Source organism: Ottowia massiliensis, assembly GCF_900240305.1.
Lineage (GTDB): Bacteria > Pseudomonadota > Gammaproteobacteria > Burkholderiales > Burkholderiaceae_C > Ottowia > Ottowia massiliensis.
Genome location: NZ_LT964854.1, coordinates 214,739 through 229,634, shown reverse-complemented (window position 1 = coordinate 229,634; position 14,896 = coordinate 214,739). Strand labels below are relative to the sequence as shown.

Here is a 14,896-nt window from a genome sequence, read left to right as displayed (position 1 = left end):
CCTTGCCTTAGTCTATCGTTCTATCCATATTGATAGCGTTAATACTAAATGTGATAATTAAGGCAGATACGACGTATCATCCACCCCTTTATATACCCGGCCGCACAAGTGTTATAACAGGAGCCGCCCCCCCCCCCGCCCCCCTTGCCGCCGCCACCGCCGCCACCGCCATTGCCTCCTGGCGGCGGCGCGGCGCCATCAGGCGGCCCCCAGGGCCAGTTGAAGTCCCAGGGCGTGAAGTGCCGCATGGGCGTGCGCCAGAGCTGCTCGCCGGGCGCATAAAGCCGCGCCAGCGTCTGCAATTCGTCGTCCGTGAAGCCCAGTTCAGCCAGTTCCGCCGCCGTGGCGGCGCGGCGCGCCACTGTCACGCGCACCTGCGCCTTGCCGCCCTGCGCGGAGAGGATTTCAATCACGCGGCCGTTGTCCGATCCAATCCAGGCCGTTCGCTCAAAGTCGTACCAGCCCGCAGGCACGGCCGTGCCCACGGGCGCGCCAATGAAGTTGCTGACGTAGGTGTAGACGGGCCGGTTGAAACGCACATGGCGCGCGCCCAGCGCACGGGCCTCGTCCACCGCAAAGTCGGCTGCCCATGTGTAGCCCACGCTGGCGGGCAGCGCCGCCGGCATGGCTTGCGGGCCGCTGTCGCCTACGGTGTATTCGCTCACGCGCACGGTCAGCTGCGGCAGCGCGTGCGTGCTGCCGTCAGGCATTTCAGCTTCGGCCTGCACGCCAGCCGGGAAGATGACGGCGGCGCGCCGCTTGCCGCGTCCGTCCTGCACTTCATTGCCCCAATAGGCCTGCAAGGCGGGGCGCGTCAGGTCGATGACGGCATATTGCCCGTCCGTGGGAATGAGGGTGACGTCATCGGCCACGGCCCAGTCGCGCCAGGGCGTGTGCACTTTGCGCTGGGCGCTGGCATAGCCGGTTTTCTCGTAGTGCAAGGTGAGCCAGCCGCCGCCATTGACGGCCAGGTCAAACCAGCCGTCAGCGCGGGTGCGGGTGTGGCCGTATTCAGGATGGCCCTGCACGCGCACGGTCACGCCCGGCAGAGGCTGGCCGCTGCGGCTCTTGACTTGCCCGCGCAGCACGGCGGCCAGCATGGGCCGGATGGCGCCATCGGCCATACCCTGCTGGATGGAATCGCTGCCGGTGTAGAGAAAGCGCGTGCCTTCATCAAAAGGCGTGATGACTTGCGGCGGCAGCGGCGTGGCCCGCTTGGCAGGATCGGCAGGCAAATGGCGGTCGTCGCTTATGCCCAGCCAGAAGCTCTGGCGCACGACACGCCCCGCGCTGTCGCTTGCCTGCAAGGCAATGGGCTGCCAGCCTGCCGTTGCGGGCGTATAGGCCAGTTCCTGGCTGCCCGCCGCGCCGCTGATGACCAGGCCCGCAGGGACTTGCGCGGCCTCCGCCCGCACGGCCAGCGGCTGGCCTTGCGCGTCCACGGCCCGCACGGCATAGCGCCAAGGCTGGCCCACGCTGGCCGTCAGGACAGGCTGGCTGATGAAACGGGGCTGGTCCGATGGCTCCAGCGGAGAAACAGCGCGCGTGTCCGGCGAAGGCGCCGGAGAAGGAGTGGGGGAGGGGCTGGGCGTGGGAGAGGGTGACGGGGAAGGCGTGGGGGAAGGGGTAGGCGATGGGCCGGGCGCCGGGCTGGCGGCGTAGGTCACGTCCACCTGGCAGGTCTGGCCTGCTTGCAGGGTCTGTCCGCTCTGACAGGCGCCAGCAGTGGTGGCATCAATGGCGTAGCGCCCCTGTGCATCGCCTCTGATGGCGATGGTTTGCAGGGTGATGGCATGCCCGGTTTCGTTGCGCAGCTCAACGCGCTGGCTCTGCCCGGCGGACAGCGGCCAATCGGCAGGGCTGGTGCTCAGCGCAAACGCGCGCGCGCCTTGCGCCAGCGCCTGCGGAGCGTGATGCAGGCTGGCGGCCAGCCAGGCTGCGCCCGCCAGCAGCGCCATGAGCATCAGCCCGCCCAGTCCTGCCGAGGGCCAGCGCCCCTTGCGAGCGCGCCGCACGGCGGCAGCGGCCACGGCCAATGCGGCCAGCCAGGCGGCAGCGCCCAAGGGCACGGCGTGCATGCCCATTGTGAAAGTCACATGCAGCCACGGACCTGTCTGCCCCCAGGCGGCCAGCGGCAGCAGCGCCAGCGCCAAACAGGCCATCTGCCCTCGCCATGCGCGCTGCGCAAGCCTTGACGGCTGCGCCAGAATGGCTGCGGCGTGCTGTTTTTGCTGCATGGATTTGGGCATGTTGTGCATGACTTGTTACCTCATTTTCTTATTGCATCAAAATTTGGCTGAAATCTCAACTCTTTTCATTACTTTTTTGCCATGCCTGCCTCCACGGAAGTCCTCCGCTACACCCTGACCTTTGCCGCGCTGGCGGCCTACGCTTTGCTGTGCTTGGCCGTATGGCAGCGGCATCGGCACAGGGCGCAGGTGGCAGCAGGGGAAGCGGCGCGGGCCTTGCAAATGAGCGAGGCGGGCGGCAGCGCTTTGGCGGGTGCGCAGACGGGCCTTGAAGGCGCGAAAGCGGCGGTGGAAATGGACGCGGGAACAAGCACGGAAACAGACGCGAAACGGCCTGCCGCCCCCGTGCTCGTCGCCTGGGCCACGCAGACCGGCATGGCGCAGACGCTGGCCAAAAACACCGCCGCCATGCTGCAAGCGTGCGGCCAGGCCGCGCAAGCTGCGCCGCTGGCGCTGCTCGATGCCGATGCGCTGCGGCGCGCAGCCCGCCTGCTGATCGTGGCCAGCACCTATGGCGATGGCGAACCGCCCGACGAAGCCGTGGCCTTTGAAAAACAGCACATGCGCCAGCACCCGCCCCTGCACGGCCTGCGCTACGCCGTGCTGGCGCTGGGCGACAGCAGCTACGACAACTTCTGCCAGTTCGGCCAGGCCATCGACGGCTGGCTGGCCTCCAGCGGCGGCCAGCGCCTGTTTGCCTGCATCAAGGCCGACAGCGCCGATGACTTTGAAATGAACGCCGCCCTGGCCGCCTGGCGCAAGCAACTGGCCGCCGCCTTCGGGCTGGACGCCGCGCAACTGGCCCGCTGGCAACCCGAACGCCCCAGCGAAGCGGGCGGCTGGCACGACTGGACACTGGCCGCCAAAACCCGCCTGAACCCCGGCAGCGCAGGCAGCCCCGTCTGGCTGCTGGAGCTGACCGCCCCCGCCGGAGCCAGCCTGACGTGGGAAGCAGGCGACCTGGCGCAAATCGCCCCCCCGGCTGACGTCAAAAACCCGCGCGACTACTCCATCGCCTCTATCCCGCAAAGCGGCAGCCTGCAACTGCTCGTGCGCCGCCAAAACCGCGCCGACGGCAGCCCCGGCCTGTGCTCCGCCTGGCTGACCGAAGAGCTGCAAGCGGGCCAGACGCTGCCCGTGCGCCTGCGCGCCAACGCCGGTTTTCACCTGGGCGGCAACGCCGAGCGGGCGCTCATCCTCATCGGCAACGGCGTGGGCCTGGCCGGGCTGCTGGCCCACCTGCACGCGCGCGAAGCCGCCGGACAGCACCGCAACTGGCTCATCTTCGGCGAACGCAACGCCGCGCACGACTGGCTCTGCCACGAACAAATCGCCCGCTGGCAAGCCAGCGGCCACCTGCCGCGCGTCGATGCCGCCTTCTCCCGCGACAGCGCCCCCGGCGCGCCCAAAACCTACGTGCAAACCGTGCTCGCGCGCGAAGCCGCCACCTTGCGCCAGTGGATGGACGAAGGCGCCGCCCTTTACGTGTGCGGCAGCCTCTCTGGCATGGCCGCCGGCGTGGATGCCGTGCTGCGCCAGACGCTGGGCAGCGAGCGCGTGGATGCCTTGCTGGCCGAAAGACGCTACTGCCGCGACGTGTATTGAGGCCAGGCCCGCCGTCCGGCTGAATTCAAAAGTCCGCCGTTTGCCGCCATTCAATCAAAGACCAACGCATCTTGCCGATGCGCGGGCACGGCAGAAGAAATTGCGCCATGACTAACCATGGCTGAAAGAAGCAGGTTCACGGCGCGCTTGCCAGCGGAGCTGGCAAGGTGTGCTGCCTGTTCTTTTCTAGCCCGATAGGTTCCAAAAAAGGAGCGAATTCAAGGGGCTGGAAATGCTTGTTAGCGCAGTATCCACTAGGACATCATGCTATGACTATAAGAGCGTAAAAAAGCAGCTTATCCACCGCTCACGCCTGCTTCGCTCCTTTTTCGCTTTTCCGCTTTTTCCGCGCTGGCAGGCCGCGTGCGGGCAGCGGCTGCGCAGGCAGCCCCGCGTGAAGACGCCGCGCCAGATAATCGCCCGCCCTATGAATGCCCCTGCCACGCCCGCTTCAGCTTCTTCGCGCCCTGTCATCGCCTTTCCGCCGGAGCTGCCCATTTCGGCCCGCCGCGCGGAAATCGAGGCGGCGCTGCAAAAGCATCAGGTCATCATCGTTTGCGGCGAAACCGGTTCGGGCAAAACCACGCAGCTGCCCAAGATGGCGCTGGCGCTGGGGCGCGGCAGGCTGAACGCCCAAGCGGGCGAGCGCGGGCGGCTGATTGGCCACACGCAGCCGCGCCGCATCGCAGCCACCAGCGTGGCCCGGCGCATTGCCGATGAGCTGCAAACGCCGCTGGGCGAAGTGGTGGGCTACAAGGTGCGTTTCAGCGACCGGCTCTCGCCCGGCGCGAGCGTGAAGCTGATGACCGACGGCATCTTGCTGGCCGAAACGCAGACCGACCCGCTGCTCAAGGCTTACGACACGCTCATCATCGACGAAGCCCACGAGCGCAGCCTGAACATTGACTTTTTGCTGGGCTACCTCAAGCAAATCCTGCCCCGGCGGCCTGATTTGAAGCTCATCGTCACCTCCGCCACGATTGACGCCGAGCGCTTTGCCCGCCACTTTGCCGACGCCAGCGGCCAAAGCGCGCCGGTGCTGATGGTTTCGGGCCGCACGTATCCGGTGGAGCAGCGCTGGCGGCCTTTTGAAGAAAGCCGCGATTACGGCCTGAATGACGCCATTGCCAGCGCGGTCGATGAGCTTTGGACGGGCCAGCCTGCGGGCGATGTGCTGGTGTTTCTGCCCGGCGAGCGCGAAATCCGCGAAGCGGCCGACCACTTGCGCCAGCACTTGTCGCACAGCCCGCTCACGCGCGGCGCGGAGGTGCTGCCGCTTTTTGCGCGCCTGAGCCAGGCCGAGCAAGACCGCGTGTTCGCCCCGCACACGGCCCCGCGCATCGTGCTGGCGACCAACGTGGCCGAAACCTCGCTGACGGTGCCCGGCATCAAATACGTGGTGGACGCGGGCACGGCGCGCGTCAAGCGCTACAGCTTGCGCAGCAAGGTGGAGCAGCTGCTGGTGGAGCCAGTCAGCCAGGCGGCGGCCAACCAGCGCGCGGGCCGCTGCGGGCGCGTGAGCAACGGCGTGTGCATACGCCTGTATGACGAAAAAGACTTCGCGGGCCGCCCGCGCTTTACCGACCCCGAAATCCTGCGCAGCTCGCTGGCCGCCGTCATCTTGCGCATGAAGGCGCTGCGCCTGGGCGGCGAAGGCGGGCGGGTGGAAGACTTTCCGTTTCTCGACGCGCCCTCGGGCCGCGCCATTGCCGACGGCTTTGCCCTGCTGGCCGAGCTGGGCGCGATGAATGAAGCGCAAGCCCTCACCCCGCTGGGCCGCGAGCTGGCCCGCCTGCCGCTGGACCCGCGCGTGGGCCGCATGCTGATCGAAGCGCGCGAGCGCGGCGCGCTGCGCGAAGTGCTGGTGATTGCCGCCGCCTTGAGCGTGCAAGACGTGCGCGACCGCCCTTTGCAGGCGCAAGCCCAGGCCGACCAGGCGCACGCCAAATTTGACGACGACAAAAGCGAATTCAGCGGCTACCTGCGCCTGTGGCAGTGGCTGCAAGACGCGCGCGAAGGGCGCGCCGCCAGCTCGCGGCGCTCCATGCCGGCGCAAGAAGACGAAAAAGGCGAAAGCGGGCGCGCAACAGCCGCCCAGCGCGCCGCGCAAGCGCTGGCGCAAGCGCGGCGGATGCTCCAGAAACAAGAGCAGAAAAACGAGTCTGCACCAGGACAAAACGCCGATTTCATGCCTGAAACAGCGCCGGTCCATCCGCCTGCCCACCGCCTCAGCAACCGCCAGTGGGAAGCCTTGCTGCGGCAAAACTACATCAGCGTGCGCCGCGTGCGCGAGTGGCGCGACATCCACACCCAGCTGCGCACCGTGGCCGCCGAGCACCAATGGCGCGAAAACATCCGCCCCGCCAGCTACGAGGCCCTGCACAAAAGCCTGCTGGCCGGCCTGCTGGGCAACGTGGGCTGCAAGCTGGAAGAAGGGCAGCACGGCCACGCCGGGGGCGGCCACGGCGGCCACGGCGGCGCGGAATACCTGGGCGCGCGCGGCATCAAGTTTCACCGCCACCCCGGCGCGCGCCTGCGCAAAAAGCCCGGCAAATGGATCGTCTGCGCCGAGCTGGTGGAAACCACGCGCCTATATGGCCGGGGCATCGCCGGCATCGAGCCGCAGTGGCTGGAGGAAATGGGCGGCCACCTGCTCAAAAAGCAGCTGGCGGAGCCGCACTGGGAGAAAAAAGCGCAAGACGTCATCGCCTTCGAGCGCGCCACGCTCTACGGCCTGACGGTCTACAGCGGCCGCCGCAAAAGCTACGCCCAGGCCGACCCGCGCGAGGCGCGCGAAATCTTCATCCGCGAAGCGCTGGTGCACGGCATGGCCGAGCGCAACGTGCCCGACGACTGGCCGCGCCGCCTGCCCTTTTTGCAGGCCAACGCCCGCACCATCGCCCAAGTGCAGGAGCTGGAGCACAAAAGCCGCCGGCAAGACGTGCTGGTCGATGACGAACTCATCTACGCCTTCTACGACGCGCACGTGCCCGAAGGCATCAGCAACGGGCGCGACTTTGAAAAGTGGTGGCGCCAAGCCAGCCAGGCCAACCCCCGGCTGCTGACGCTCACCCGCGAAGAACTCATGCGCCACGAAGCGGCGGGCATCACCACCGCCGCCTTTCCCAAAATGCTGCGGCTGGGCGGCGTGGACTGCGCCGCCGCCTACCTGCACCAGCCGGGCGATGCGCGCGACGGCCTCACCGTCACCGCGCCGCTGTTCGTGCTCAACCAAATCAGCGAAGCGCGCTGCGAGTGGCTTGTGCCCGGCATGCTGAAAGAAAAAATCCAGGCCCTGCTCAAAAGCCTGCCGCAAAAGCCCCGCAGCCGCTTCGTGCCCCTGCCCGAAAGCGCCGCGCGGCTGGCCGAAAAACTGGGCGCGCCCGACGCCTTCGGCCACGGCAGCCTGACCGACGCGCTGCTGCAAATCGTGCGCAGCGAAACCGGGCTGGATGTCAAACGCACCGACTTCAAGCTCGACATGCTGCCCGCGCACCTGTTCATGAATGTGCGCGTGGTGGACGAACACGGCCGCCAGCTGGGCGCGGGCCGCAACCTCGCCGCCCTCAAGGCCGAACTGGGCGGCCAGGCGCGCGGCGCTTTTCAGGCGCTGGCCGGCCTGAAAGCCGCCAAGGCGGAACTCAACGCCGACGCGGCCCCCGCCAACCCGGCAGAAACACCCCAAGCGCCGCAAACGCCCGCCCAGCCAGCGCGGGCCGCCCTCAAAACCGAAGCTGGCAGCGACGCCGCCAGCCAGCGCCACACCCGCTGGAGCTTTGGCGAGCTGCCCGAGCTGATGGAAATTTCCCGCAAAGGCCAGACGCTCATCGGCTTTCCCGCGCTGGTGGACGCGGGCGACGCCGTCACCATCGAAGTCTTTGACGAGCCGCAAGTGGCCGCCGCGCGCCACCGCGCCGGATTGCGGCGGCTTTTCGCCCTGCAAATCCGCGACGCGCTCAAATACCTCGAAAAAAACATTCCCGAGCTGCAAAAAATGGCCGTGCTCTACATGCCGCTGGGCGCCGAAGGGCAGCTGCGCCAGCAAATCATCGACCTGGCGCTGGACCGCGCCTTTCTGATGGAGCCGCTGCCCGCCAGCGAAGCCGCCTTTGCCGCCCGCGTGGAAGAAGGCCGCGCGCGCCTGACCCTCATCGCCAACGAAATCGCGCGCCTGGCCGCCCACATCCTGACCGAACACGCCCAGGCCGCCCGCAAAGTGAAAGACGCCGCCAAAGCCGCCCCAGAAGCGGCCAAAGACGCCGCCGAGCAATTGCAGCGCCTGCTGCCGCCCGACTTCATCACCGCCACGCCCTGGAGCGCCCTTCAGCACTACCCGCGCTACCTCAAAGCCGTGCAACTGCGCTTTGACAAACGCCGCGCCGACCCCGCCCGCGACACCCGGCACATGCAGGAGGCGCGCGCGCAAGAGCAGCGTTTTTGGCGCCTGGTGGCCGAGCGCAAAGGCCAGCAAGACGAGCGCATGCAAGAGCTGCGCTGGCTGCTTGAAGAGCTGCGCGTGAGCTTTTTCGCCCAGGAGCTGCGCACGCCCCAGCCCGTGAGCCTCAAGCGCCTGGAAAAAGTCTGGGCGCAAGTGGGGCGCTGAGAACCCGCGCGGAGAAACTGCGAATCAAGATGGGCTGCAAGGCGCAAGCCGCAGATGAGCCTTCGCCACCTGCCCGCACTGCTTGACCTTTCCACCCCTTTGCCCGCCCGGCCCCGCGCCGCAGGCGGCTGAACCGGACAGGCGTACCCGCCCGGATTCATCAAAAACAGGAGCTAATTTGATGGGGTAAAAATGCCTGTCTGCGCACTTTCCACTAGGACATCTAGCTATTAATTAAAGAGCAAAATAAAGCCGCATATTCATCGCTGTGCATTCATGGCTGGCCCAGTCCGCGATCGCGCTCCGCACTGGTCTTGTCAATGGCAGCCGCGCCCTGTTCTGCAAGAACCTGCCCAAAGTCTGGCCGTGAGGGGCAAAGGGGCGGAATGTGGAATGCGAGGGGAAAACCGCCATGGGGCGCAAGGCGCGGGCTGGCTCCTGCCTGCGCTGTGCGAGGGCGTGGCCGGTATCGGGCAGCCAGAATTCGCTTTTTTTCAAGGCTCGGCCCCTGCCGGCTTTTTTTCTTTTTTTCCGGGTGGCTTCATGTCTGGCTCTTCCAAGGTTTTGTTTGGCTTTCATGCCGTGGGTGTGCGGCTCAAGGTCGCGCCTGCTTCCGTGATCGAGATTTATGTGGACGCTTCGCGGCGCGATGCGCGCATGAAGCAGTTTCTGGCGCGCGCGCAAGAAGCGGGCGCGCGCGTGATTGAGGCCGATGGCCTGCGCCTGACCCGCCTGGCGGGCAGCGCGGGCCATCAGGGCGTGGCCGCGCGCGTGCCGGAGCTGGAGCGCTCGCGCTCGCTGGACGATTTGCTGGATGGGCTGCAAGCGCCGCCGCTGCTGCTGGTGCTGGATGGCGTGACCGATCCGCACAACCTGGGTGCATGCCTGCGCGTGGCTGATGGCGCGGGCGCGCATGCCGTGATCGCGCCCAAGGATCACGCGGCGGGCATCAACGCCACGGTGGCCAAGGTGGCCAGCGGCGCGGCGGAGACGGTGCCTTATTTCATGGTCACAAATCTGGCGCGCACGCTGGGCGAACTCAAGGAGCGCGGCATCTGGGTCACGGGCACGGCGGGTGAGGCGCAAAAGACGCTGTACGAGGCCGATTTCGCCGGCCCCGCCGCGCTGGTGCTGGGCGCGGAGGGCGCGGGGCTGCGCCAGCTCACGCGCAGAAGCTGCGATGAGCTGGTGCGCATTCCCATGCGGGGCGCGGTGGAAAGCCTGAATGTTTCGGTCGCCAGCGGCATTTGCCTGTATGAGGCGCTGCGCCAGCGCGGCGGATGAGGGCCTGTTCTCGAAATCCATCCGTGGGTGCGGCAAGCGCGGAATCGGGCAGCCTGCGGCGCTGCCCATCTTCGCCGGGCCGCAAGAGCCTCCCGCGCGTTCATCCCTCACGGCCAGACGCTGAACAGGCTCTGAAAAAAAGCCCCGCCGGGCGTATGCGCCGGGCGGGGCTTGCGGTGCGCCTGGGGCCTGCTGGCGTCCGGCTCACATGGCTGTCAGGCGGCCGGAGATGGTGACGCTGCGGCCGGCCGTGCCGCCCGTGTGGGTGGTGGGGCTGATGGCCAGGCCGTGGAAGTCTTCGCCCGCGCTGCCCAGCGCGCCGCCCGTAACTGCCGAGTAGGAGCCGCCCGTGACGATGAGCGGCGAGCTGGCGAGCAGGGCCTGTGCCGGTTTCGGCGCGTGGTATGAGAACACGGCGTTGCCGGAGGCATCGCGCAGCGTCCACAGGCCGGCGCTCACGTTGCGCGCAGAGATGATGTTTTGCGCGGCTGCGTCGGCGGCGGGCGTGCTGTTGCCGCCGCCGATGCCGACGAACACGCCGCCCGTGACGGTGAAGGCGCCCCGGCTGGCGTTCAGCGCGCTTTCGGTGGCGCTGGCGCCAATGGCCACCATGTAGCCGCCGGAGATGGTGAGCGCTCCGCTGGAATCCACCGCGCTGGCTTTGCTGCTGGCAACGTAAACGCGCCCGCCAGACACGGTCACGGCGGAGCCTGCCTTGAAGGCGTCGTCCGTGGCATTGACGGTGACGGAGCCGCCATTGACGGTGAGCGCGGATCGGGCTTCGATGCCCTTGGGCGAAAGCGCGTCTTTGCCGCCCGCCGCATTGGCGTTTTCCCGGGGCGCGCCGGTGGTGGTGATGGTGACCGCGCCGCCGTTGATCGTCACGCGCGGATCGGGGTCGTCCGCCGTGTCGGCCGTTTTGCCGTCGCTGCTCTTCCAGGAGGCGGTCATGCCCTTGTCGCGGCTGGTGACGGACAGCGCGCCGTCATTGATGGCGACAAAGCCCAGCGCCGGCGTGTTGCCGACAGCGTTGCTTTCCTTGCCTTTTACCCTGATGCCCTTGCCCGCTGGCGCGGTGATGCCCAGCTGCCCGCCATCCATCACGAAGGCCTGGGCGGCGCGCAGGCCGTCCCTGGCGGCGGCCGCGAGGGTGAGCGTGCCGCTGCGCAGGCGCACGTGCGCGTCGCTGGCCAGCGCGTGCCTTGGCGTGGCGCTGATGGCCAGCGAGCCGCTGCCGCTGAACACGACGGGGCCTTCGGCAAACAGCGTGGCTTTCAGGTCCATGGCGCTGCCGTCGTCCCTGGTGCGCGCGCTCCAGGTGGCGGAGTCGGTCAGGGTGTTGATGCCCGTCAGCTCGATGAAGGCCGTTTGTTTCGATTGCAGGTTCAGCGCCGGGCCGTCGCCGCTGGCAATGGCCGCGCCCGAGAGCGCCAGCTTGTAGTCATTGGCGCTGTACACCGTCAGCGGCGTGACGCCCGCGCCGCTGAGGTTGAAGGCCACGTGCGTGTCGCCGCTGAGCTGGTTGCGAATGGTCAGGCCGTAGCTGTCGCGCGTGAGGGTGATGGCCGCCATGCCGTCCACTGAAACCGTGGCCATGCTGCTGCTGGCGCGGTTCACCGACAGGCGCGGCGAAGCGCTGCTGACCTCCAGCGTGTCCAGCGCAATGGAAAGAGGCAGCCAGCCGCTGGTGTCTGCCAGATCAGGCGCGTGGCTGCCGGTGTGGATGTTCCAGGCGTTGCCGGGCGTGCCCGCGTCGTCATGAACCGTCACGGTGGCGGTGTTGCTCGTCACGCTGCCGTAGGCGTTGCTCACCACCACGGCGTAGCTGCCCGCCATGCTGGTGGTGTAGCTGGAAAACGTGGCCCCGCCGATGGCCGCGCCGCCGCGCCGCCACTGGTAGCTGAGCGCGCCGCTGCCCGTGGCCGCCACGCGCAGCGTGGTCACCCCGCTGCTGGAAATGGTGACGGACTGCGGCTGCGCCGTGATGACTGGCGCCGATCCGGCGCTGGCGGCATCTCCATCACCGCCGCCGCAGCCTGCCAGCCCCAGCGCCAGGGCAAAGCACACAAAGCCTCGCTGAAGTGTTCGCATCATCCAAATGCTCCTGTTTCAGGTGGTTGAGGGAAGTGCGAATTTATACGGACCTGCTTTTACGGACATGCGAACCCGCGAACCGGCCCGCGCTGAAACCCCGCGCAGGCCCCGGCCCGTGAGCGGACGCGTGCTGTCCATTCCAGAATCAAAAAAGGAGCGAATTCGAGGGGTAAAAATTGGCATCAGCGCAATTTTCACTAGGACCTATTGCTATTGATAAAGGAGCGGAATATGCCGCGTATTCAGCCTTTCATTCGCCTTGCTGGCCCGCGCTTGCCGCCCCGTTTTGCTCTTTCCGTTTCGCTCTTTTCATTTCGCGCATGCAGGCCATGAGAGGGGCTTGAAAGCGGCTCTGTCCGTGAGTGCGGAAATACGGGACCGGGCGCTTGGGGGTTTTGCAAGCCCTCGCCGGGCTGCAAGCGGGCCGTAAACCCCGTCTGCGCCTGGCGGCCCATTCCGGTTTCCTGGCTTTTGCTTCTTTACGGTCAGGCTTACGCTGCATGGCCCGCCAGCGTGGCGGCTACCAGGCGCTTGAAGGGCGTCAGGCGCTGGGCTGTGTGCAGGGCGGCGTCGCGCAGCAGCCGCGCGGGGGCGGAGTCGGTGGTGTACAGGCGCGCGATGAGGCCGGTGATTTCATACAGCGGCCGCGTGGCCAGCATGTGGCGGCGCTCGTAGCGGGCCAGCACGTCGGCGGCGGCGATGTCGCGGCCGGCGGCGTGGGCGGCGCGCAACTCCTGCGCCAGGGTTTGCACGCTGAGCAGGCCGAAGTTGAAGCCGTGCGCCGTGACGGGGTGCATGCCCACGGCCGCATCGCCCACGCAGGCAAAGCGCGGGGCCACCAGGCGGCGCGGCATCACGCCTACCAGCGGATACACGTGGCGCGTGCTGTTCAGGCGCACTTCGCCCAGGCGGCCATGAAAGCGCCGGGTCATGTCCTGGCCGAAGGCGGCTTCGTCCAGCGCCATCATGGCCTCAATGCCCTGGTGCGGCAGCGTGAGCACGGCAGAGGCGCGCGGCATGCCGGTGGCCGGGTCATCGTTCATGGGCAGCAGCGCCAGCGTCTGGCCGTAATCGAACCATTCCCAGGCCGTGTGCTCGTGCGGCACTTCGTGCGTGATCTGGCACACCAGCATGCTGCGGCCAAAGTCGTTTTGCCGCGCGGCAATGCCCACGGCGCGGCGCGTGACGGAAAAACGGCTGTCGGCGGCCACCAGCAGGCGCGCGGTGTGCGTGGCGCCATCGGCCAGCGTGAGCTGCGCGCCTTCGGCCCCGCAGCGCACCTGCGTGGCGGCCTGCCCCGTCAGCAAGGTGATGCGGCCATGCGCGCTGGCGGCGGCCTGCACTTCGGCCAGCGCGGCGCGGCGGATGAGGTAGTTGGAAACCAGCCAGCCCAGCTCGTCGCGCCGGGTGAGACGGTGGCTGATTTGCATGGAAAAGGGCGATTCGCCATTGAATACCCGCGCATCGCGCAATGGTGAAAACGCCGCAGGCTCCATGGCTTCAATGCGCTGCCACAGCCCCATTTCGCGCATCAGCGTGGCCGAGCGCTGCGTGAGCGCGATTTCGCGTCCGTCAAACGGCGCCTGCTCCAGCGCCGGAAGCGATTGCTGCTCAACCAGGCCGATATTCAGGCCCGATTCCGAAAGCGCGCGCGCCAGGCACAGGCCCGCCGGGCCAGCGCCGCTGATGAGAATGTCAAATTGCATAGAACAAATCCATGAAGGGCAAAAGAAAAAACACGCCATGCAGGCGGCTGTTTTCACATGGTAAACCAGCCATTGCCCCTGCCTATTACAGGGAAATCAGGCATTTGCCTGCGCCAGCTTCGCTTGTTTGCCCGCCCCAAAAATGGCGATTCGCATCGCCAGCGCCTTGCCTGCGGGCTGACAATAGGCGCAGCATTCACATTCATAAAACCCCGTATTCCCATGCCTGCCTTCAACCGCCGCCGCTGTCTGGGCTTGCTGGCCCGCGCAACTGTTCTGCCTTTTGCTGCCGCGCCTTTCGCCGCGCGTGCAGATGCGGGCCTGATTCGCATCATCGTGGCCTACCCGCCAGGCGGCGTGGCCGATGCCACGGCGCGGCTGCTGGCCGACCAGCTTGCCCAGCGCCTGGGCGTCAGCGCCGTGGTGGAAAACAAGGCTGGCGCGGGCGGCGCCATAGGGCTGGGCGCCATAGCCAAGGCCGTGCCTGATGGGCGCACGTTCGGCTTTGCCTCCGTCAGCCCCGTGGCGCTGCTGCCCCACCTGGGCGGCAAGATGCCATTTGACCCGCAAAAAGACCTGGCTCCCGCCGCCAGCGTGCTGGCCTCGCCCGTGCTGCTGCTGGCCACGCCCGCCAACCACGCGCCTGACTTCAGGGCGCTGCTGGAGCGCGCCAGGGAGGAACCCGGCTCCGTGCGCTGGGCCACTGCAGGCTCGGCCGCGCTGGGCCACGTCATGCTGGAGCAAATCAAGGCCAGCGCGAAGGTGGACATCACCCACATTCCCTACAAGGGCGGCGGCCAGCAAATCAACGACGCGCTGGGCGGGCACTTTGAAGTGCTCTCCACCAACGCCAGCCCTGCTGTCATCGGCCACGTGCGCGCGGGCAGGCTGCGCGCCCTGGCCGCAGGCGCTCCCGCCCGCCTGGCAGCGCTGCCCGATACGCCCACGCTTTCAGAACTGGGCCTGCCTGAAGCCAACCGCTTTTCCGTATTCGGTCTGTTCGCCCCGGCCGGCACGCCCGCCGCCGTTATCGAGCGCATGAACGCCGCCGTCAATGCCGCACTGAATGAGCCGCAGACGCGCCAGAAAATCGAAGCCGCCGGCAACCTGCCCACTGGCGGCAGCGCTGCTGCCTTTGCCCGGCAGATACAAGCCGAATCACAGGCCAATGCCCGCATCATCAAAAAAGCGGGCATCACGGCGGGGAGCTGACGGAAAACCTGTTTTTCCGCTGTTTTCCCCTCCTCTCCCCGTGAAGCGGCGGGCCAGCCTTGCCGCCGCAGGCCGCCCGCGCGCTGCAAGCACTGAACCGGACAGCCGCATTCGCCGGAACCATCAAAAACAGGAGCGGATCC

At 67.4% G+C, this 14,896-nt stretch carries 7 protein-coding genes; 4 read left to right on the top strand and 3 right to left on the bottom strand.

Annotated elements, in window-relative coordinates; all coding sequences use genetic code 11:
• Window positions 1-44: 44 nt before the first annotated feature.
• A complete protein-coding gene (locus C1720_RS13930) occupies window positions 45-2,258 on the bottom strand; it encodes a carboxypeptidase regulatory-like domain-containing protein (RefSeq protein ID WP_146006800.1) in 2,214 nt (737 codons plus the stop codon).
• A 72-nt stretch (window positions 2,259-2,330) separates the two neighbouring features.
• Between C1720_RS13930 and C1720_RS00910 the strand changes: the two genes are divergently transcribed.
• The 3 genes from C1720_RS00910 to rlmB all read left to right on the top strand — a co-directional run bounded on the left by C1720_RS00910 (window position 2,331) and on the right by rlmB (window position 9,741).
• On the top strand, window positions 2,331-3,854 hold the full coding sequence (locus tag C1720_RS00910) for a sulfite reductase subunit alpha (protein WP_102282916.1): 1,524 nt from the start codon (window positions 2,331-2,333) through the stop codon (window positions 3,852-3,854).
• A gap of 427 nt (window positions 3,855-4,281) precedes the next feature.
• Window positions 4,282-8,457 (top strand): ATP-dependent RNA helicase HrpA, encoded by a 4,176-nt coding sequence (gene hrpA, locus C1720_RS00905; RefSeq protein ID WP_102282915.1) that lies wholly within the window; start codon window positions 4,282-4,284, stop codon window positions 8,455-8,457.
• Between the two features lie 543 nt (window positions 8,458-9,000).
• A complete protein-coding gene (gene rlmB, locus C1720_RS00900) occupies window positions 9,001-9,741 on the top strand; it encodes a 23S rRNA (guanosine(2251)-2'-O)-methyltransferase RlmB (protein WP_102284424.1) in 741 nt (246 codons plus the stop codon).
• Between the two features lie 204 nt (window positions 9,742-9,945).
• Here rlmB and C1720_RS00895 read toward each other — a convergent pair whose 3' ends face one another.
• Both C1720_RS00895 and ubiM read right to left on the bottom strand, forming a co-directional pair.
• Window positions 9,946-11,832, bottom strand: coding sequence for a carbohydrate-binding domain-containing protein (locus tag C1720_RS00895; protein WP_199170921.1), 1,887 nt, complete (start codon window positions 11,830-11,832; stop codon window positions 9,946-9,948).
• 494 nt (window positions 11,833-12,326) lie between these two features.
• Window positions 12,327-13,541 carry a 5-demethoxyubiquinol-8 5-hydroxylase UbiM gene (gene ubiM, locus C1720_RS00890; RefSeq protein ID WP_050715939.1) on the bottom strand — a complete coding sequence of 405 codons (1,215 nt, stop codon included), beginning with the start codon at window positions 13,539-13,541 and terminating at the stop codon, window positions 12,327-12,329.
• A gap of 222 nt (window positions 13,542-13,763) precedes the next feature.
• On the opposite strand from ubiM, the gene C1720_RS00885 reads away from it, so the two are divergent.
• A complete protein-coding gene (locus C1720_RS00885; protein ID WP_102282913.1) occupies window positions 13,764-14,753 on the top strand; it encodes a Bug family tripartite tricarboxylate transporter substrate binding protein in 990 nt (329 codons plus the stop codon).
• Window positions 14,754-14,896: the final 143 nt, after the last annotated feature.

Coding starts and splice junctions, on each gene's coding strand:
- rlmB (WP_102284424.1), top strand. CDS start 9,001: ATGTCTGGCTCTTCCAAGGTTTTGTTTGGCTTTCATGCCGTGGGTGTG.
- ubiM (WP_050715939.1), bottom strand. CDS start 13,541: ATGCAATTTGACATTCTCATCAGCGGCGCTGGCCCGGCGGGCCTGTGC.
- C1720_RS00895 (WP_199170921.1), bottom strand. CDS start 11,832: ATGCGAACACTTCAGCGAGGCTTTGTGTGCTTTGCCCTGGCGCTGGGG.
- C1720_RS00910 (WP_102282916.1), top strand. CDS start 2,331: ATGCCTGCCTCCACGGAAGTCCTCCGCTACACCCTGACCTTTGCCGCG.
- C1720_RS00885 (WP_102282913.1), top strand. CDS start 13,764: ATGCCTGCCTTCAACCGCCGCCGCTGTCTGGGCTTGCTGGCCCGCGCA.
- hrpA (WP_102282915.1), top strand. CDS start 4,282: ATGAATGCCCCTGCCACGCCCGCTTCAGCTTCTTCGCGCCCTGTCATC.
- C1720_RS13930 (WP_146006800.1), bottom strand. CDS start 2,258: ATGCACAACATGCCCAAATCCATGCAGCAAAAACAGCACGCCGCAGCC.